The sequence below is a fragment of the Gallaecimonas zhanjiangensis genome, from assembly GCF_057624825.1.
Window position 1 is genome coordinate 566742 of sequence record NZ_CM172603.1, and the last position, 18613, is coordinate 585354.

14 protein-coding genes are annotated in these 18613 nt (G+C 60.2%); 5 read left to right on the forward strand and 9 right to left on the reverse strand.

The window, feature by feature from the left end; genetic code table 11:
- A complete protein-coding gene (locus tag AC22G1_RS02635) occupies window positions 1-2313 on the reverse strand; it encodes a TonB-dependent receptor (RefSeq protein WP_487315396.1) in 2313 nt (770 codons plus the stop codon).
- A 287-nt stretch (window positions 2314-2600) separates the two neighbouring features.
- Between AC22G1_RS02635 and AC22G1_RS02640 the strand changes: the two genes are divergently transcribed.
- Both AC22G1_RS02640 and AC22G1_RS02645 read left to right on the forward strand, forming a co-directional pair.
- Entirely contained in the window at window positions 2601-3803 is a 1203-nt protein-coding gene (locus AC22G1_RS02640; protein WP_487315397.1) for an AraC family transcriptional regulator, read from the forward strand.
- A 103-nt stretch (window positions 3804-3906) separates the two neighbouring features.
- Window positions 3907-5373, forward strand: a complete 1467-nt coding sequence (locus AC22G1_RS02645) for a M20 family peptidase (protein WP_487315398.1) — start codon at window positions 3907-3909, stop codon at window positions 5371-5373.
- A 9-nt stretch (window positions 5374-5382) separates the two neighbouring features.
- Here AC22G1_RS02645 and AC22G1_RS02650 read toward each other — a convergent pair whose 3' ends face one another.
- Together AC22G1_RS02650 and AC22G1_RS02655 are read right to left on the reverse strand one after the other, a co-directional pair.
- Complete coding sequence (locus AC22G1_RS02650) at window positions 5383-5985, reverse strand: LysE family translocator (RefSeq protein ID WP_487315399.1); 603 nt, start codon at window positions 5983-5985, stop codon at window positions 5383-5385.
- Window positions 5982-6443 carry a GNAT family N-acetyltransferase gene (locus AC22G1_RS02655; RefSeq protein WP_487315400.1) on the reverse strand — a complete coding sequence of 154 codons (462 nt, stop codon included), beginning with the start codon at window positions 6441-6443 and terminating at the stop codon, window positions 5982-5984. Before AC22G1_RS02655 ends, AC22G1_RS02650 begins: the two co-directional genes overlap by 4 nt.
- A gap of 83 nt (window positions 6444-6526) precedes the next feature.
- Here AC22G1_RS02655 and AC22G1_RS02660 point away from each other — a divergent pair, with 83 nt between their 5' ends.
- Window positions 6527-7906, forward strand: a complete 1380-nt coding sequence (locus AC22G1_RS02660; RefSeq protein WP_487315401.1) for an aminotransferase-like domain-containing protein — start codon at window positions 6527-6529, stop codon at window positions 7904-7906.
- On the opposite strand, the gene zapE is transcribed toward AC22G1_RS02660, so the two are convergent.
- Window positions 7886-8995 (reverse strand): cell division protein ZapE, encoded by a 1110-nt coding sequence (gene zapE, locus AC22G1_RS02665; protein WP_487315402.1) that lies wholly within the window; start codon window positions 8993-8995, stop codon window positions 7886-7888. The genes AC22G1_RS02660 and zapE overlap by 21 nt on opposite strands.
- Window positions 8996-9089: 94 nt before the next feature.
- On the opposite strand from zapE, the gene AC22G1_RS02670 reads away from it, so the two are divergent.
- Complete coding sequence (locus tag AC22G1_RS02670) at window positions 9090-9521, forward strand: hypothetical protein (protein ID WP_487315403.1); 432 nt, start codon at window positions 9090-9092, stop codon at window positions 9519-9521.
- 28 nt (window positions 9522-9549) lie between these two features.
- Here AC22G1_RS02670 and AC22G1_RS02675 read toward each other — a convergent pair whose 3' ends face one another.
- From AC22G1_RS02675 to AC22G1_RS02695, 5 genes are all read right to left on the reverse strand, one after another.
- Entirely contained in the window at window positions 9550-11970 is a 2421-nt protein-coding gene (locus AC22G1_RS02675; RefSeq protein ID WP_487315404.1) for a methyl-accepting chemotaxis protein, read from the reverse strand.
- 197 nt (window positions 11971-12167) lie between these two features.
- Complete coding sequence (gene ahpF / locus AC22G1_RS02680) at window positions 12168-13709, reverse strand: alkyl hydroperoxide reductase subunit F (RefSeq protein ID WP_487315405.1); 1542 nt, start codon at window positions 13707-13709, stop codon at window positions 12168-12170.
- A 99-nt stretch (window positions 13710-13808) separates the two neighbouring features.
- Window positions 13809-14375: an alkyl hydroperoxide reductase subunit C gene (gene ahpC / locus AC22G1_RS02685; protein ID WP_050660804.1), complete on the reverse strand. Its 567-nt coding sequence runs from the start codon at window positions 14373-14375 to the stop codon at window positions 13809-13811.
- A gap of 230 nt (window positions 14376-14605) precedes the next feature.
- Window positions 14606-15574 carry a 2-hydroxyacid dehydrogenase gene (locus tag AC22G1_RS02690; protein ID WP_487315406.1) on the reverse strand — a complete coding sequence of 323 codons (969 nt, stop codon included), beginning with the start codon at window positions 15572-15574 and terminating at the stop codon, window positions 14606-14608.
- A 79-nt stretch (window positions 15575-15653) separates the two neighbouring features.
- Window positions 15654-17171 carry a methyl-accepting chemotaxis protein gene (locus tag AC22G1_RS02695; protein ID WP_487315407.1) on the reverse strand — a complete coding sequence of 506 codons (1518 nt, stop codon included), beginning with the start codon at window positions 17169-17171 and terminating at the stop codon, window positions 15654-15656.
- 419 nt (window positions 17172-17590) lie between these two features.
- On the opposite strand from AC22G1_RS02695, the gene AC22G1_RS02700 reads away from it, so the two are divergent.
- The gene (locus AC22G1_RS02700) at window positions 17591-18604 is read left to right on the forward strand and encodes an isopenicillin N synthase family dioxygenase (RefSeq protein ID WP_487315408.1); all 1014 of its coding nucleotides are present in this window, start codon (window positions 17591-17593) and stop codon (window positions 18602-18604) included.
- The last annotated feature ends 9 nt before the right edge of the window (window positions 18605-18613 follow it).

Below are 18613 nucleotides of genomic sequence, written 5' to 3' on the forward strand. Positions count from 1 at the left end.
TTAATAGTAGCTATAGGTAAAACTCACCCCAAAGGTACGGGGCGGGGCGTACAGGTCGGTACTGATGGACAGATCCGAGGTTGCCACATCCTGCAGGTAGGCTTGGTCGTCTTGGTTGAACAGGTTCTTGGCCCACAGCATCACTTCCAAATTGCCACTGGCGCTCACCAGGCCGAGACGGGCATCCACCCGGTTGCTGGCGTTGAGGCGGGTGGCCTCCAGATTACGAGCGTCTTGGTACATGCGGCTATGGTAGCTGTAATCGGCGCCGGCCAGCAGATCCCAGTCTTTTATCACAGTGCGGGTGTAGCTCAGGCCCAGCGTAGCGGTCCATTTGGAGGCGCCGGGCAGTTGGTTGCCGGTGCAATCGCTGTTGCTGGCGCAGTTATGGAAGCTGTCGAAGGTAGCATCGGCATAACCGCCTGAGGCCTTGATGGACAGGCCCTCTGTAGCCCTGAAGGTCAGCTCGGCTTCCAGGCCCTTGCTGGTGGCCGCCGGGCCGTTAACCACCCGGTTGACACCGCTGTCGTCCACCACCCGGGTTTGAATGTCTTCATAATCGAGGTAGAAGGCCGCCAGGTTCAGGCGCATGCGCCGGTCCAGCAGGTCGCTTTTGAGGCCAATCTCATAGCTGGTGACGGTTTCCTTGCCAAAGCTCATGTCCGGGTGGCTGGCGTCGCCGCCGATGGCCTCAAGGGACTGGGGCCTGAAGTTATACCCCCCTTCCTTGTAACCGCGCGATACCTTGGCGTAGCCGTGCATGGGCAGCTCGGTCAGGCCGCTGATGCTGGCGTTAAGGCCGGTGGTCCAAGACACGAAGTTGTCGTTCTGCTTCTGGTGCGTCTCGGGAATGTCCACGTAGTTGTTGAGATAAAGCCCGGGCAGGGAGGTGGCAAAACCTTGCTGGAAGAAGGCCATCTTTTTCTCCACCTCGGAGTAACGCAGCCCCACAAAGCCGCTGTAACGGTCGGTGAAGTCATAGGTGAGGTTACCGAAGGCGGCGGCGCTTTCGGTTTTCACGTCACCGCCGAGGGTGACTCCGTTACCGGCATCGGCGTTGAAGCTGGTGGGGTAGGGGGCGCTAAGGCCGGTGGGGATGCCGTAAATGCCGGTGCCGGTGCCAAAGAACTGGTCGTTGTCCGAGTCGTTATGGAGGTAAAAGAGACCGGCCACGTAACGCAGCGCCTTATCGGCCGGGGATATCAGCTGGAACTCCTGGGTGAACTGGTCGTCGTTTTCCTGCTCGACGCTGTAGTAGATGTCGAGGCTGGTGCCGTCAAGATCGGTACCGGCGGTGGAGTCGTATTGCTTGCGGGCGGTGATGGACTTGAACTGGTAGCCGTTATCGAAAAGGTAACTCAGGGTGGCGTCCAGGCCCCAGTTGTCGCGCTTGCCGAACAGGCGGTTGCTGTTGGCGTAGAGATCGCGCTTGTCGCTGGTGGTGAAATCGCTGGCGGTGGCGCTGGCGTTGTAAAAAGCCACGGCGGCTAGGCCATAGGGGCTGATGGCGGTCAGCCGGTTGCCCGGCGGGGTGCTGTCTTCCTTGAGGCGGTCGGCGCTGATATCAATGGTGAGTTTGTCGCTTGGGGTCAGCCGGAACTGGGCGCGGCCGCCGTAGCGGTCTTCGTCCTGCAATTTGCTGCCGTCGGCAAGGTTGGTTTGAAAGCCGTCCCGCTTAACGCTAAAGCCGGTGAGGCTGGCGGCCAGCAGGTTTTCCACCAGGGGGCCTGAGACATAACCGTTGACGCGGCGAAGGTCATAGTTGCCCAAATCCAGCTTCAGTTTGCCTTCGAGGAGATCGGAAGGTTTGCGGGTGGTGATGTTGACCACCCCCAGGTTGGTGTTCTGGCCAAAGAGGGTGCCTTGAGGGCCGCGCAGCACTTCCACCCGCTCGATATTACTCAGTTCTTGGTTAAAGCCGGTAGCCCGGCCGTACACCACACCGTCGACATAAATGCCCAGGCCTGGGCTGGTGCCGGAGTTGAACACGCCGTTGGGGTTGGAGGGCACGCCGCGCATGTTGACGGTGGTGGCAAAGGGGGAATAGGTGGCCATGGTGAGGTTGGGCACCGAGTACTGGATGTCCTGGAAGGTCTGGATATTGCCCCGCTCCAAATCCTTGTTGGTCAGTACCGACACCGCCAGGGGCACTTCCTGAAGGTTCTCGCCCCGCTTCTGGGCGGTGACGGTGATTTGTTCAATCGCTAGGCCCTCGTCCTTGGTGTCGGCCTGTTCCTGGGCCAGGGCGCTTGCCAGTGGCAGCATCAGCAGCAGGCCGGGCAGGGCCTTGCGGGTCGGGTTGCTGGTGTTCAATGTCCATCTCCTCACAATGTCGGTGTTGTTCTGGGTAGCCCGCTCTGACGGCGGCTGACCTTAAGGGATGCCCTGTTACAACCAAGGACAGCTTGTTCTCTTATAGCCCGGCCCCGCTGGCCGCTCTTCCGACTTTGCAAATCAGCACAAAATGGCTTTTTTAGGAGTCTTTGTCGGTCATTTCGTCATGATTTGGCGCCGGAACTGTTAAGTCGCTAACACTCTGGGCCTCCCCCACAGGCGGCGGATTTTGTAAGGTAGGGAAAAAAGCGCCAAAGGAAGCACAGATGAAAGCGCTACTGGATCAACCCGTTACCTTGCAGCTCAACAGCCTTATCATTTTGCTCGGTCTTTGCCTGGGGGCAGGGCTGGGATTTTTCATGTGGTGCAGCGCCAAAACCAGCAAACCGGCCCGCAATTACCTGGGGGCTTTGTTGGTGTTGACGGCGGTGCTGGCCCTGGCTCACGTTTGGCAACGTGAAAGCCTCTACTACACCAACCTGGCGCTCACCGTCACCTCATTGCAGATGGCCCTCGGCCCCTTGCTCTACCTCTATACCTGCAGCCAAACCCAAAGCGATTTTCGCTGGCACCCCAGCCAGCTTTGGCACCTGCTGCCGGCGGCATTGCTGGCCCTGTTATGGCAATGGCAGCTACCCCTTAAACCCGGCGACTGGCTGAGCCTCGGCTGCGTTGGCGCCGAGCCTTGCGATCTGCTCAATCAAAGCCGCTTTGTACACCGCGCCGCTACTTGGGTGTCGCTGCTGGGTTACGGGGCGCTGTCCCTTGGCCTGCTCAAGCCTTATGAAGCGCAGATCCGCGCCTGTTACTCGGATATCGACGGCATCAACCTTGCCTGGCTTCGCAACATGATCTTCGGCTTTATCGGCCTGACCCTCTTTGCGGTGGTGCTGGAAGTGGCCCATTGGCTGGGCTGGCTGCTGCCCCTTAACGGCGGCAATCTCCAGGCCTGGGGGCCCATTGTCTGGTCGCTGATGATTGCCCGCTACGGCTTTCGCCAGCGGGTTTTGGCCGAGCAGGGGGAAGCCTACGCCGCGCCCTCACCGGCAGTGGCGGCCGAGCCGGCGCCGCCCCTTCACAGCAGCAAATACCAGACCAGCAGCCTTACCCGAGCCGACGCCAAAGCCCTTTGGGTGCGGCTGCAAGGGCTGATGAGCAGCGACAGCCCCTATCTGGAGCACGGCCTTAAAATCTCGGAGCTGGCCACGCGGCTCAAGGTACCGGTGCATCACCTGTCCGAAACCATCAACGGCTATGCCGAGCAGAGCTTTTACGACTTCATCAACCGCTACCGCCTGGACGAAGCGCTGCGGCTGCTGGCCGACCCGGCCATGGCCCATTTGTCGGTAACCGACATCGGCTTCCAGGCCGGTTTCAACTCCAACTCCACCTTCTTTGCCCACTTTAAAAAACGCTTCGACCAAACCCCAAGGGAGTACCGCCGGCAACTGGCCCTGACCCCGGCCTGAGCTTTTTGATGGCGATTTGCAAAGTCGGAGGCAGCGCCTTTGGCTTTGCGATACAGCTACAGGCAACCGGCCCCACGGGGCCTTTTGCTTGAGAGGTCAAGGCATGACATTTCGAAAACCCCTGGCGGTGGCGTCCCTGGCGCTGTTGGTATTGGCGGCGGTAGTGGTGGTACGGACCCTTCTATTTACGCCCAAGCCCCAGCCGCATCTGGCCAAAGCCGAGTTGGCGGTGGACTCGCAGCGTATTGCCGGCCACCTGAGTGAGGCCATCGCTTTTGCCACCGTTTCGTATGACGACCCGGCCCAGATTGACCGCGCCCCTTTCGAGGGCTTTCTGGCCTGGCTGGCTGCTACCTACCCCAAGGTGCACGCCAATCTGAAGGTCGAGGCCATCAACCACTACGGCCGGCTCTTTACCTGGCCGGGATCTGACCCAAGCCTTGCCCCCATCTTGCTGTCGGCGCACTACGACGTGGTGCCGGTCCAGCAAAGCACCGCCGGGCTCTGGCAACAGCCGCCTTTTAGCGGCCTTATTAAAGACGGATACATCTGGGGCCGGGGCGCCCTGGACGATAAAAGCGCGGCAGTGGCGCTGATGGAGAGCTTAAGCGGCCTGGTTAACGCTGGCTTTTCGCCCCGGCGCACCCTGATGGTGGCCCTTAATTTCGACGAAGAAGTGGGCTCCGAGCAGGGCGCCAAAGCCATTGCCGCCATGCTCAAGGCCCGGCACATCGAGCCGCTCTGGTCGCTGGATGAAGGCTCTTTTGTGCTAGACGGGGTCGTGCCAGGGGTAGCGCTGCCGGTGGCCAGCATCAACGTGGCCGAGAAGGGCTATCTCACCATCGATGTCACCGCCCATGGCCAGGGCGGCCACAGCTCCATGCCGCCTCATCAGACGGCGGTGGGCATTTTGGCCCAGGCCCTGGTGCGGCTGCAAAACGCGCCGGTACCGGGGGGCCTGGACGGCCTTAGCGCCGAGATGTTCGACAACCTGGCCCGCTACATGCCGTTTGATAAACGGCTGTTGTTTGCCAACCGCTGGCTGTTCGGCGCTTTGCTCAATGCAGAGCTCTCCAAAAGTGCCACCACCAACGCCACCCTGCGTACCACCACGGCCCCAACCATGCTCTCTGGCAGCGTTAAATCCAACGTGCTGCCGGTAACTGCCGAGGCGGTGATCAACTTCAGGCTGCACCCCAGGGACAACGTCGACTCGGTGCTACGTTACGTGCAAAAGACCATCGACGACAACAGGGTCAGCATCGCGGTGCGGGATGGGCGCAATGCCTCCAGTGTCTCCGACAGCCAAGGCCCCGGCTTCCTGGCCCTGGCCAAGGCCAGCCGCGAAGTCTATGGCGACGTGGTGGTAACGCCGGGATTGACGGTAGGCGCCACCGACAGCAGCTATTACGACAGCGCCGTCCAGAACGCCTATCGCTTTAACCCCATGGTTCTTAAAAAGGACGAGCTTGGCATGTTCCACGGCATCAATGAGCGGATAACGGTGGCTAACATGGCGGCCGCCACCCGCTTTTACACCTTGCTGATGAAGGACGCCGCCAGCCACTGACCAGGCTGCTTACCAGAAGATCAATAACACCGTGGCGGCGGTCAGGCCGCCCATGGTGCGGGCAAACCAGCGCTGGCGCCGAGCGCTGTGCAGCAGCTGCTTGATGCCGACCCCAAACACTATCCACATCAGGTTCATGGCCGAGCCGGTGAGGTTCCAGGCCAGGATCAATAACAGGATGGACGGCCAGTAGCTGTCACCGGGCAGGCTAAAAGCGCTCACCGACGCCAGGCTGGTGGCCCAGATCTTGGGGTTGATGAATTGAAACACCGCCGCGCCTGCAACTCCCAGCGGCTTTTGCTGCTCGCGGGCGTTACTGAGCTGGCTTTGGCTTATCTTCCAGGCCAGATACAAAAGGTAACAGGCGGCCAGCACTTGCAAGGCCAGGTGCACCTTGGGGTAGCGGGCCAGCAGATCGCCAAGGCCGGCAGCTACCCCCAGCAGCATCACCGTGGTGCCGATGCGGATCCCGAGCCAGAACGGCAGGCTGCGCCAGAGCCCAAACTGGGCGCCGCTGGCGGTCAGCAACATGTTGTTGGGGCCCGGGGTGCCGGTGGCGGCCAGGGTAAAGAGCAGGGCTGCCCCAAAAGTGGCGATCAGGTCGTGGCTCACAAGGATTCCTCAATTGTATGGGTGCAATGTTGGTAGATACCGGGGCGGTGCACCTCCATCAGGTTTTGGGGCGCGGCGGGGGCAGTAAAGCCCAGTTGCCGGTACAGCGGGTGGGCGTCGCGGGTGGCCAGTAAGATGCGCCGTAATGCCTGAGCCCAGGGCTGGGCAAAGACTTCACTCAGCATCCATTTGGCCAGGCCCAAGCCCCGGTATTCGGGCAGCACAAACACATCGGCCAGGTAGGCAAAGGTGGCCTTGTCGGTTATCAGGCGGCCAAAGGCGATTTGCTGGTTGCCCTTAAATAGCCCGAAGCAGTAGGAGCCGGCCAGGGCTTTACCGACCTGGGCGCGGCTGATCCCCGCCGCCCAATAGCTCTGGCTAAGAAAACCGTGGATCACGTCCAGCTGCATCATGGCGTTGTCGTCGCTGAGCAGCACATCACCCTGGTGGCACCACATGGGAACTCCTGACTGGCATAGTGGGGTTGGCTCTGTCAGAATGATGCAATTGCGTTATTTTGTATGGCAACAATTTTATTGTTATGGTGACAATCTGGACTCCCGACCTTAGCCCCTTTAGCGGGCCCAAGTACCTGATGCTGGCCGATGCCATTGCCGCCGCCATTGCCCGTGGCGAGCTGGAAGCCGGTGCCCGGCTGCCGCCACAGCGGCAATTGGCCGACAAACTGGGGGTAACGGTAGGCACCGTCACTCGGGCCTATGACGAAGGGCGCCGCCGCGGCCAGTTGGAGGCGCGGGTGGGCAGCGGCACCTATGTGCGGGGGAATGAGCGGCCGATGCCGGTGGTGCCCATGGGCGGCCCCCTGGCCATGGACGGCGCCATGGCGCCGCTTGGGCCACAAGGGCAGATGATGAGCGAGGCGCTGCAGGCCCTGGCCGCTGACGCCAACTGCCTGTATCAGTGCCTGCCATACCCTCAGGAAAACGGCCTTGCCCACCAGCGCCAGCGTTTTATCGATTGGCTGGCGGCCATGTCCTTGCCGGTTACCGACCAGCAGCTGTTGCTGACTTGTGGCGGCCAGCATGGCCTGAGCCTGGCGCTGGAGGCCTTGTGCCAAAGCGGCGATACGGTGCTGGCCGAAGGCATGTCCTTTCCCGGGATCCGCATGGCCTGCGAGCGCCAGGGCCTCAAAGCCGTAGGCCTGGCCATGGACGAGCAGGGCCTGCTGCCCGACGCTCTGGAAGCGGCCTGCCGCCAGTACCGGCCACGGGTGCTGTACCTGACCGCCAACCTGCAAAACCCCAGCTGCGCCACTCTGCCGCTGGCGCGGCGCCAGCGCATCCTGGCCCTTTGCCGCCAGTTTGATGTGCGCATCATCGAAGACGACGTGCAGTTTGTGGACCCTGCCATCAAGCCCCCTGCCTTTTTCACCCTGGCGCCGGATATCACGGTGTTTGTCTCAAGCTTTTCAAAGCGTTACAGCGGGTCAATGCGAGTGGGATTCATGCTGTTCGACAGCGCCCTCTACCAGCGGCTGCTGTTTTGCCTGCGCGCCTCGGTGTGGACCGTCTCGCCCTTGCAATTGGAGCTGGTCAGCCGCTGGCTGGCCGACGGCCAGATGCAGCGCCTGGAAGCCTGGCTTGGCGAGGAAATGCGGGCCCGGCGGCGCCTAGCCGACAGCATTCTCGGCGAAGATTTACTGCAAGGGGACCCCAGCAGCTTTAACTGCTGGCTGATGTTGCCCGAACCCTGGCGGGCCGCTGATTTTGCCAGAGCCGCCCTGGAGCAGGGGGTGAAGGTGCGCACCGGTGAAGACTACGCGGTGGGGCGTTTTGCGGTGCCCCAAGGGGTGCGCCTTAGCATCAGCCAACCGGCGGGCCATGCCCAGTTGGCCGAGGCGCTGGGGGTGCTGAAAAAGCTGCTGGACCAGGGGCCGGGGCTAACCCAGGCCATTGTCTAGGTACTCGGCAGACTGCATCTCGGTCAGGCGGCTCAAGGTGCGGCGGAATTCGAAGTTAAGGGTTTCGCCCTGGTAGAGATTGGCCAGCGGCAAAGGGACTTCCAAATAAAGAGCGACGTGGCGGTCGTAAAGTTCGTCCACCAGGCTGATAAAACGCCGCGCCGGGTCGTCGCCCTCGGCGTAGAACACCTGGCGTTCACCGGTCTGGGTGGCTTCGGCGCCATCTTCGGTGCCACGGGCTTTGATCCATTCATGGGCCTTACCCCCAAGCACCGGCACCTGGCTGACCAACACCTGGCGAAACTGCCCGGCAAGGTCGATGTAATCCAAGGCCGAGCGCGGCCCACCACAAAGGGTGGCAAAGTCCATCCAGACGCTGCGGCTGCCGGCGGCCCGCACCCCAAGCTCGCGCCCGCAAAGACGGATATGGCGGCGGTTATCTGGAGCTGGCTCCAAAGCGGCAAATAACGCGGCAAAGTCGGCTTGCCCCGGCGCAAAGCAGGTTTGTACCCGGCGCAAGTGGCGAAGGCGGTGATCGTCGCCGCCATCGAGATGCAGCTCCTGGCAGTGGCGGGTCAGCAGGGCAATGCCTGGCGCGAAACGTTCGCGCTGCAAGGCTTGTTGAAAGAGGCCGCCAATGGCGATGTTGGAGGTAGCCACCAGTACCAGGCCTTTGGCAAAAAGGGCCTGGAACAGCCGCTGGATCAGCATGGCATCGCCGATGTCGGCCACAAAAAACTCGTCAAAGCACAATACCTTGCAGCTTTTTCCCAGCTCGTTGGCAATGGCCACCAGCGGATCGGCCTGCCCAGCATGGTCATTCAAGGCCTTGTGCAGCCATTTCATAAAGTGGTGAAAGTGCTGGCGCACCGCCATGCCTTCGGGCAGCGCCGCAAAGAACAAGTCCATCAGCATGGTTTTGCCGCGCCCCACATCCCCCCAAAGGTAAAGCCCGCGAGGATTGCCCGGCTGTTGCAGGGCCTGGTAGAGGGCTTCTAAGGCATCGATGGCCTGCTGCTGATTGGGGTCGGCCACAAAGCCAGGCTCTGCCAGCCGGGCCTGATAGCGCGCTTTAGGTGACAACTTCATGATCTGGATAAGGATTGGCGCCGGGAAATGCTGGCATTATGGCGTTATCTCGAGCCTCGGTGCAAAGCACCGGCCCTGTCGTTGGGAGACGCACATGTCCATTGATAACAACAACAAGCCCTTGTGGTTTACCGTTTTTGCCTGGGTGATGGTGATGTGGAACCTGCTGGGGGTAGCCACCTTTGCCCTGCATGCGCTTTCCAAGCCCGAGCTTGGCCGCTTGCCGCCGGAGCATCAGGCCCTTTATGCCAGCGAGCCCTGGTGGTCGGTGCTGGCGTTTGCCGTGGCAGTGGTAGCGGGGCTGGCCGGGGCCGGCGCCCTGATGCTGGGGCGGCGCCAGGCTTTTGGCTGTTATCTGGTGTCCCTGGCCGGGGTGTTGGTGCAGCAGTTTTACAGCTTTGGGGTGGTTGACAGCCTCAAGGTGCTGGGTACCGGCTCCCTTGCCATGCCGCTTTTTGTGCTGGTGCTGACCCTGGCCCAGTTGCTGGTGGCAAAGCTGGCCGATAAGCGCGGCTGGGTGGGGTAAAGAAAAAGCCGCCTGTTGGCGGCTTTTTTCAGGCCCGGCGCCGCAGCGCCAGCTCGTCTTTGATTTGCCGCTCGGTCTCTTCGCCCACCCGGGTTTTACTGCGCCGTTTGGTCGACCAATTGGCCTCGGTCACCTTGAAGCGCTGAATAAGGCCGGTGAGTTTATCCCCCAGGTTACGGATGTCCTGGCCCAGGGTATTGGCCAGCTCGGAGGTTTGCTGAGCCTGGGCAAAGCTGGCGTTCATTTCGTCGTAATGCCCCGACACCTTGCCAAAAATCGCCTGTTGGGTCTGGATAGCCTCGTTGATGTTGTCCACCCGCTGGCTGATGGCGCCCATGGCCTGGGTTACCGAGCTCAGCTGCTCGGTGGCCTCGCTCATCCGCTCGGACGAATTGTCCAGGTTGTGTTTGCCTTCTTCCATCAGCCGCACCACCTTCATGGTGCTGGTTTGGATGGTGTGAACCATGTCGGTTACCTCACCGGTGGACTCCCGAGTCTTGGCCGCCAGATTGCGCACTTCGTCGGCCACCACCGCAAAGCCGCGGCCGGCTTCCCCGGCACGGGCTGCCTCGATGGCGGCGTTAAGGGCCAACAAGTTGGTCTGTTCGGAGATGCTGTTGATAACGTCAATCACCTTGGCGATGCGGTCGGTATCACCTTTTAAGAGATCGATGGCCGAAACCATCTCCGCCATGCTGCCGGAGAGTTGGTGCATGGTACCGGCGGCCGACTCCACCACCCGGTGGCTGTCGTCCACGGTTTTATTGCCCTGGAAGGTGGCGTCGGTAATGGCCACCAGCTCGCTGTCTACCACCTTGCTGGCTTCGTCGGTGCGCTCAAGGTAAAGGGCCACCGAGTCGGCCTCGCGTTTTTGCACCGCGATGGCATCGGAGAGCGAGCCGTTGATGTCGGCCTGCTCGCTGGAGATGGGCACCAAGCGCATCACCGAGCCAATCAGTTCGGCAAAGGTGGTGTCGAGCTTGTCGATAAAGGTGTTCACCTTGCCGGCCAGTTGGGCCAGCTCGTCCTTGCCTTTGACATTGAGCCGCTGGCTGAGGTCCCCCTCGCCACTGGCCAGGTTGTCCAGGGTGTAAATCAGGGTATGGATGGGGCGCACGATAAGGTTTGCCACCAGCCAGCCCAAAAGGCCCCCCACCAGCAGCGCCACGGCGGAGGCGACCAGGGTTTTGGTGATGGCGTGCTGGCGAAGTAGCGCCACCGGTGCAAAGGCTTCTTGCTGGCTCATCGCGCTAATAAGGGCCCAGCGCTGCTGGCCAATTTTTAGCGGCCGGTAGGCCAGCAATTGCGGGTTGTCACCTTGGGTGGTGGTAAAGCCGGTTTGGCCATCAAGGGCGGCGGTCACCGCCGGATTATCCACCTTCAAAAGGCCCATAGTGCTGTCGTTTCGGCCAATGCTGTCAATCAGGCTTGGGCTCTGGCCCTCGGCTTTTAGGGTATCGAGGAAGGCGCTTTTATTCTCCAGCAGGGCGCGGCTGTCGCTGCGCATGGTGCCATCCTGGCCGACCAGGTAAGTCTCGCCGCTGCTGCCAAGGCCGTTACTTTGCCATTGCTGGTCGTGGGTCATTACCGCGTTGAGGCGGTCGACCGGCATCTGGAAGATAAGCACGCCAATCTTTTTGCCGTCATCGACTATCGGCGCCGAGACAAAGGCGGCGGCCGCGTTGTAGGACGGTACATAAGGGGCGAAGTCGGTGAACTGGGCGCTGCTGCTGGTCATGCCCATGCGGTAGGCCTCGGCCAGGCCCGACTTGGCAAAGGGGCCGTCCTTTAGCGAGGTGGCAAAATCCAGCTCCTTAAAGACGGTGTACACCACATCGCCGCTGGCAGCGTCTACCAAAAACACGTCATAAAAGCCGAAGGTCTGCTGGAACTGCTTGAAACTGGGGTGAAAGCGGGCGTGCAGGCGGTTGTAGTTGTTGTCGGCCGGCGCGCGCAGCAGGCTGTCTTTTTCTCCCAGCGGCGCGCTGTTGGCGCTGATGTAATCGTGCTGCAGGGCAATGGCGTTTTCCGAGAGCGCTGCCATCAGCGTGCTGGGGTTGCTGCTGGCGCCGCCGTTCATGCTTTTGAATTTATTGTCGAACTGGCTTTGGTAATAGCCAGCAAGGCCGGTTTTGTCTTCGGCCAGCTCTGTGGCACTCAAGGTCTGGGGGTAGGCTTTGTAAGCCGTTGCCAACATCTTCATGGCGTCAATGGTGGTGGGCTCGGCGGCCATGGTGGCTGCCTGGTGCTCGATGGTCTCGAAGTAACTCTCGATGTGCTTGGCGGTGGCATTACGCACCGCCACCAGCTTGCCCTCGGCCTGGTGGCGCAGGGAGTTTTCGGCTTCGTCCATCAGCGCGTAACTCAATACGATGCTCACCAGCGCGGTGGGCACAAAGGTGAGCAGGGTACCTAATAGGATCAGCCTGGCTTTTATGGTCAGCGTCATGTTGGCCTCTCGTCAGGAACAAGGTGCAAGCAAGGAGCAAAACGTTACTCAGTGTAGATGGGTTATCGGGTTGTTAAATTTGAACTTTAGGCGAGAAAGGGCGTTTTGCAGGGGCTTTTGCGCTAGATCAAAGCCGGTAGATGGGGCGTTAAACAAAAAAGGCCGCCCTGAGGGCGGCCTTTTTACTCACCGGCAGCTTAGCTGCGAATGAGGTAGTCGAAGGCGGACAGGGCCGCAGTGGCACCGGCGCCCATGGAGATGATGATCTGCTTATAGGGCACGGTGGTGGCGTCGCCGGCGGCAAACACACCCGCCAGGGAGGTGGCGCCTTTGGCGTCGATGATCACTTCGCCAAAACGGGTCAGCTCAATCTCGCTTTCTTTCAAAAACTCGGTGTTGGGCACCAGACCGATTTGCACGAAGACACCGGCCAAATCGAGCTTTTTGGCTTCGCCGCTGACGCGGTCGGTGTAAGCCAAGCCGTTGACCTTGCTGCCGTCACCCAGCACCTCGGTGGTTTGGGCGTTGGTGATGATGTCCACGTTATCGAGGCTCTTGGCCTTTTTCACCAGCACGTCGTCGGCGCGCAGGGTGTCGGCAAATTCCAGCACGGTGACGTGCTCGACAATACCGGCCAAGTCGATGGCCGCTTCGATACCGGAGTTACCGCCGCCAATCACCGCCACTTTCTTGCCTTTGAAGAAGGGGCCGTCACAGTGCGGGCAGTAAGCCACGCCCTTGGTTTTGTACTCGGCTTCGCCGGGTACGCCGAGGGAGCGCCAGCGGGCGCCGGTAGCCAGCACCACGCTGCGGCTTTTCAGCGTTGCGCCGCTTTCCAGGGCCACTTGCACCTCGCCATCGCGGCTGACATTGGCAACGCGTTGGCCGGAGATGATGTCAACGCCGTATTCCTTAACGTGGGCTTCGAGGCTGGCGGCCAGTTTCGGGCCCTCGGTGTAAGGCACGGAGATAAAGTTCTCGATACCCATGGTGTCCATCACCTGGCCACCGAAGCGCTCGGCCACCAGGCCGGTGCGAATGCCTTTGCGGGCCGCGTAAATGGCGGCGGCGGCGCCAGCCGGGCCACCCCCTACAACCAGTACGTCGTAGGTGTCTTTGTCGTTAAGGGCGGCGGCTTTTTCTTCGGCAGCGCCGGTATCGATTTTGGCGACAATTTCTTCGAGGGTCATGCGGCCCTGGCCGAAGTGTTCACCGTTCAGATAAACGGACGGCACGGCCATCACTTGGCGCTCGTCCACTTCTTGTTGGAACAGGCCGCCGTCAATCATCACGTGGGTGATGTTGGGGTTGAGGTTGGCCATCAGGTTCAGAGCCTGCACCACGTCCGGGCAGTTATGGCAGGACAGGGAGATGTAGGTCTCGAAATGGAACTCGCCCTTGATGTTCTTGATCTGTTCAAGAAGGGCCGGGTCTGCCTTGGAAGGGTGACCGCCGGCCTGCAACAGGGCCAGTACCAGGGAAGTGAATTCGTGCCCCATGGGGATGCCGGCAAAGTGCACGCGAGGTGCCTGGCCTTTGGGGGCAACGCTCATGCTGGGGGTACGGGCATTGGCGGCTTCCACCAGATCTATCTGGCTGGACAGCTCGGCAATTTCGGTAACCAGTTCTTTCAGTTCTTGGCCTTTGGGGCTGCTATCGGCGGACACGCTGACTTCGATCGGCTGCTTGATATTTTGCAGGTAGGTGTCCAATTGCTTCTTCAAATTGACGTCTAACATGTGCGTGTCCTATGCAAATTACGGAATTTTGGGCGTAAAAAACCCGGCCCGCCAACCGGGTGCGCAAGCACCGCAGCGGGCCGGGTTTCAAAAAGGGACTTAGATCTTGCCGACCAGGTCCAGAGAAGGAGCCAGAGTGGCTTCGCCTTCTTTCCATTTGGCAGGGCAAACTTCGCCCGGGTGAGCAGCAACGTACTGGGCAGCTTTGATTTTGCGCAGCAGGTCAGAAGCGTCACGGCCGATGCCTTCAGCAGTGATTTCAACAGCTTGGATCACACCTTCAGGGTCGATAACGAAGGTGGCGCGGTCAGCCAGGCCTTGGCCTTCACGCATTACGCCGAAGTTGTTGGTGATGGTGCCGGTTTGGTCGCCAACCATGAAGTAGTTGATTTTGCCGATGGTGTCGGAGCTGTCATGCCAGGCTTTGTGGGTGAAGTGGGTGTCGGTGGACACGGAGAACACTTCTACGCCCAGCTTTTGCAGCTCTTCGTAGTGGTCAGCCACGTCGCCCAGTTCGGTGGGGCATACGAAAGTGAAGTCGGCAGGGTAGAAGAAGAATACAGACCACTTGCCTTTAACGTCGGCTTCGGTGATGTCTACGAATTTGCCTTGTTTGAAAGCGGTGGCTTTAAACGGCTTGATTTCGGTGTTGATGGATACGGACATGTCGACTCCTCGATTAAATGTCTTGAATGAAAGATTCCCTAAAACAGTGTCTATCCTAAGCGGTTTTATAAATCGATTAAAATTGCTAAATCAAATCGTTTCATTCGGCTTAGTCGATTGTCTGGTTCAGGCAATTCCTTGTGATTGAGTAACTTGCTGCAAATACTGACACAGCCATGGGCCGGTGTCGCGGCAAGGGTTTCTATCATCGCAATCGATAGATGACAACCTTATGACCCAATCTCGCCATTAACCAGGTTGGCGGGGCGCTGGCCAGCCATGGCCTGGTGGAAGTTGTCCAGCGCCAGGCGCGCCATGGCGTCGCGGGTTTGCACCGTGGCCGAGCCGATGTGAGGCAGAGTCACGGCGTTTGCCAAGCTAAAGAGCGGCGAATCATTGAGCGGCTCGCGCTCGTACACGTCAAGCCCTGCGCCGCGGATGGTGCCCTTTTCAAGGGCGGCTATCAGGGCGTTTTCGTCCACCACGGCGCCGCGGGCCACGTTGACCAAAATGGCGGTGGCTTTCATTTGCGCCAGTTGCTGCTCGCCAATCAAGTGCCGGGTCTGGGGCCCAAGGGGCACCACCAGCACCACAAAGTCGGCTTGTTGCAGCAGTTCGTCCAGCCCGCAGAAGCGGGCGTTAAGCTCGGCTTCAAGTGCTGGCTTGGGGCTATTAGCGGTGTAGAGCACCGGCATGTTGAAGCCGAAATGGCCCCGGCGGGCGATGGCGGCGCCAATGCGGCCCATGCCGACAATGCCGAGGGTCTTGTGGTGAATATCGACTCCAAACCGCTCCGTGCTCAGTGTGCGTTGCCAATGGCCGGCTTTGGTCCAGGCGTCCAGCTCCGGCACCCGGCGGGCGGCGCTCATCAGCAGGGTAAAGCCAAGGTCGGCGGTGGTTTCGGTGAGTACGTCGGGGGTGTTGGTGAGCATGATGCCGCGCTCGGTGAGGTAGGGCAGATCGTAGTTGTCATAGCCCACCGAGATGGAGCTGATCACCTTTAACTGCCCAGCCTGGGAAAGCTGTGCGGGGCCAAGCTTGCGGCCAACCCCTATCATGCCCTGGGCACTTGGCAGGGCGGCGGCGTACTGGGCGTCGATATCCCATTTGGGGTCCAGCACCGTTACCTGGTAGCGCTCCCTGAGTTCCGCCAAGTGGGCATCGCTCAGGCGGCTAAATACAAAGACATTGGGTTTCATGGCGTTTACTCCGTGGCCATAGAAAAACCCAGCCTACGCCCGGCTGCCCAGGCAGGGCAAGCCGGACTCGCCCAACGGCTCAGCGGCTGTGGTAGCCGATACGAAAGCCGCCCCAATGCCGGCCCCGCACGTAAATGGGCGCCGAGATGTCGTGCATCACTTCGCCGGTATCGCGCTTGTAGGTTTGCAGCAAAAAGGGCTCAGTATGGCTGCCGCAGCGCTTGCCGGTGCGGTCGTTAAAGAGGCGTTTGGTCCTGTTGCCTGCCACGTCTTTTTTCGGGTCGCCGGTGAGCGGCTGGCTGAACTTCTTATTGTGGGTGGGAAAGTAGCCGTTGATATCGACCGCTCCCGCAAACACTGCGCCATCAAGTCCCGCCAGCAGCGGCTCCTGAATGGGGGGGAAGAGCTGATCGGTGAGGCGGTCAAAGCCGGTGCTGAATTTTTGCGGCTGGGTGTTGGCGATGGGCTTGTAGTCGAAGCGAAACAGCTCTTGCTCGCTTATCTGCCCGCCGTTGATGGCCGCTTCCAGGGCACTGGCAATAGCGGCGGCGCCCTGGCGGGCGGCATTGGCCATACGGCTGTGCTGGTCGTCGATATCGCTGCCGGACAGGGCCACGAAAATGCCTTCGGTATGGGTGCTCAGCTCCAAAATGCGCTGAGAAGCCTCGCCGATGGCGTGTTCGATGGCGCCCATGGAGCTGTGCAGATGCTCCACATGGCCGCTGATGCCGGCGTTGTCTCGCTGAAAATCCTGTTGCAGCTGGGCCATGGTCTGGGAGCTGTCGCGGGCCTGGCCCATCATCCCCATGATCTGCCGCAGCTGGTGGCTGGTGTCTTCAATCAGCTCGGTCATGGTGGCATCCACCGCCTGCAGGGCATCCATGGCGGCGGTAACACCGTAGGTCTGCTCTACCATGGCGCCGAGCAGCTTCTCGATATTCTGGGTGGCTTCCCGGGTTTGCTGGGCAAGGTGGCGCACTTCATCGGCGACTACCGCAAAGCCGCGGCCCTGGTCACCGGCCCTGGCCGCCTCGATAGCGGCGTTGAGGGCCAGCATATTGGTTTGTTCGGCCAGCTGCTCGATGGATTGGGTAATGCCCTTGATGGAGTCAGACTGCTCCTTTAGCTGGCCCACTTGGCTTTGGGCTATGGTCAGCTTCTGGTGCTGCTCATGGCGGGCCTGGTTGAGCTTTTCCATCTGCCCCTGGCCCTGTTCGGTGGCAACGGCGGCGCTGTCCACTTGCTGGCGGGCGTCGCTGGCGCCTTGCTCCATGGCAAGGCCGGCTTGCTCCAGGCTTTCTACCCGCTCGAGAATTTTGGCCGAAAGTGCCTTTTGCTCCCCCAGGTGCCCCTTGATGCCGTCGACAAAATGGGAGGCATTGGCCGACTCCACCGCGATACGGGTTACCGCATCGCTGATGGGGGCTGGGTCCAGGCGCGGCTTGGGCGGCTCTGCCACCACCAGGGTGCGGGGCCAAAACAGCACCACCACTGCCGCCATGGCCAGCAGCACAGCCAGCCAGGGCCAGCCGGGCCACCACAGGCTGACGCCGAGAACCCCGCCCACGACGACACTTTTACCCAAGACTTGCCACATAACCTTCTCCTTGGATTTTTATTGTTTTGTCCTGCATCGGCCTTTTTGGCCATTGCTGTAGACATTAGACAAAAAAGGCAGCCTTGGGGCTGCCTGTCTATTCGACCTAAGTGGAGAGAGGCATGGTGCTTGGCCCTGGCAACAAGAGAGGCAAGCCTGACCGGTCAATTGCCGATACGGGCCTTGAGTTGCAGAGGCTTTAGTAAAAGCCAGTCCATACATTTTTTTAACGCGGTCATTAAAACGGTATCTTATTTTTAGACGTCTATCCATTTAAAAGGAAAGGCTTCCTTACATCCTCATATCTTTTTTCTCTCTAACTCAGAAGAAAAGGCTATTTATTGTTCTTTAATTAAAGGATCTAGGATGGCTGCCATTGATATTCCTCTCGGGCTATCCCCTGTTTTGTGGAGGCGATAATGAAAAATCCGACATTACCTGTGCTGGATTTGAGCCTGCTCGACGGCACTGCATCTGAACGGGTAAACTTCCTCAAGGCCTTGCGCAGCGCGGCTCGCGACTATGGCTTCTTTTATCTGGTTGGCCATGGCCTTTCTGTGTCTGAACAAAAAGGCATACTGGATTTGGCCCGTCGCTTTTTTGGGTTAACCGAAAAAGAAAAGATGGAAGTACAGATGGCCAACTCACCGCATTTTCGTGGCTATACAAAAATGCAGGGTGAAATTACCCGGGGCAAACCGGACATGCGCGAGCAGTTTGATATCATGAACGAACAGCCGGCATTACCCCCTTCTTTAATTAACGAGCCCTGGCAACGGCTTTATGGCCCTAACCAGTGGCCGGCGGCGTTACCGAGCATGAAAGCGGCGCTACTGGACTGGCAGCAGCGGCTGAGCGATATCACGGTGCGCCTGTTGGACGCCTTTGCCGAGGCGCTGGAGCAAGACCCAGCTATTTTTGCCGAAAACGTAGCCGCTGGCCCCTATCAGCACATGAAGCTGATTCGCTACCCGGGCCGGGCGACGGGAGCGTCCAGCCAGGGGGTTGGCGCCCATAAGGACCCGGGCTACCTCACTCTGGTGATGCAGGATGGCCAGTCTGGCCTTGAGGTTGAGACCGATAAGGGCTGGGTAAGCGCCGAGCCCATTGAAGGGGCCTTTGTGGTCAATATCGGTGAGCTGCTGGAGCTTGCCTCCAACGGCTACCTGCGGGCCACCTTGCACCGGGTGGTGAGCCCGCCCGAAGGTGTGGAGCGGTTGTCTTGCGCCTTTTTCATGGCGGCCAGGCTCGATTCGCGGGTACCGCTGCTCTCGTTGCCGCCGCATCTTGCCCGTGAGGCCAAAGGGCCCCAGAGCGACCCGGCCAACCCCTTGTTTTTCGAGGTGGGGGAAAACGTCCTCAAAGGGCGGCTTCGTTCCCACACCGACGTGGCGACGCGCCACTATGGCGACCTGATACGTGCGTCAGCCTGATATTTGGAG

Excerpts from the sequence above, each read along its gene's own strand:
- AC22G1_RS02640 (WP_487315397.1), top strand. The coding sequence starts at position 2,601 with ATGAAAGCGCTACTGGATCAACCCGTTACCTTGCAGCTCAACAGCCTT.
- AC22G1_RS02645 (WP_487315398.1), top strand. The coding sequence starts at position 3,907 with ATGACATTTCGAAAACCCCTGGCGGTGGCGTCCCTGGCGCTGTTGGTA.
- AC22G1_RS02655 (WP_487315400.1), bottom strand. The coding sequence starts at position 6,443 with ATGTGGTGCCACCAGGGTGATGTGCTGCTCAGCGACGACAACGCCATG.
- AC22G1_RS02660 (WP_487315401.1), top strand. The coding sequence starts at position 6,527 with ATGGTGACAATCTGGACTCCCGACCTTAGCCCCTTTAGCGGGCCCAAG.
- zapE (WP_487315402.1), bottom strand. The coding sequence starts at position 8,995 with ATGAAGTTGTCACCTAAAGCGCGCTATCAGGCCCGGCTGGCAGAGCCT.
- AC22G1_RS02670 (WP_487315403.1), top strand. The coding sequence starts at position 9,090 with ATGTCCATTGATAACAACAACAAGCCCTTGTGGTTTACCGTTTTTGCC.
- AC22G1_RS02675 (WP_487315404.1), bottom strand. The coding sequence starts at position 11,970 with ATGACGCTGACCATAAAAGCCAGGCTGATCCTATTAGGTACCCTGCTC.
- ahpF (WP_487315405.1), bottom strand. The coding sequence starts at position 13,709 with ATGTTAGACGTCAATTTGAAGAAGCAATTGGACACCTACCTGCAAAAT.
- ahpC (WP_050660804.1), bottom strand. The coding sequence starts at position 14,375 with ATGTCCGTATCCATCAACACCGAAATCAAGCCGTTTAAAGCCACCGCT.
- AC22G1_RS02690 (WP_487315406.1), bottom strand. The coding sequence starts at position 15,574 with ATGAAACCCAATGTCTTTGTATTTAGCCGCCTGAGCGATGCCCACTTG.
- AC22G1_RS02695 (WP_487315407.1), bottom strand. The coding sequence starts at position 17,171 with ATGTGGCAAGTCTTGGGTAAAAGTGTCGTCGTGGGCGGGGTTCTCGGC.
- AC22G1_RS02700 (WP_487315408.1), top strand. The coding sequence starts at position 17,591 with ATGAAAAATCCGACATTACCTGTGCTGGATTTGAGCCTGCTCGACGGC.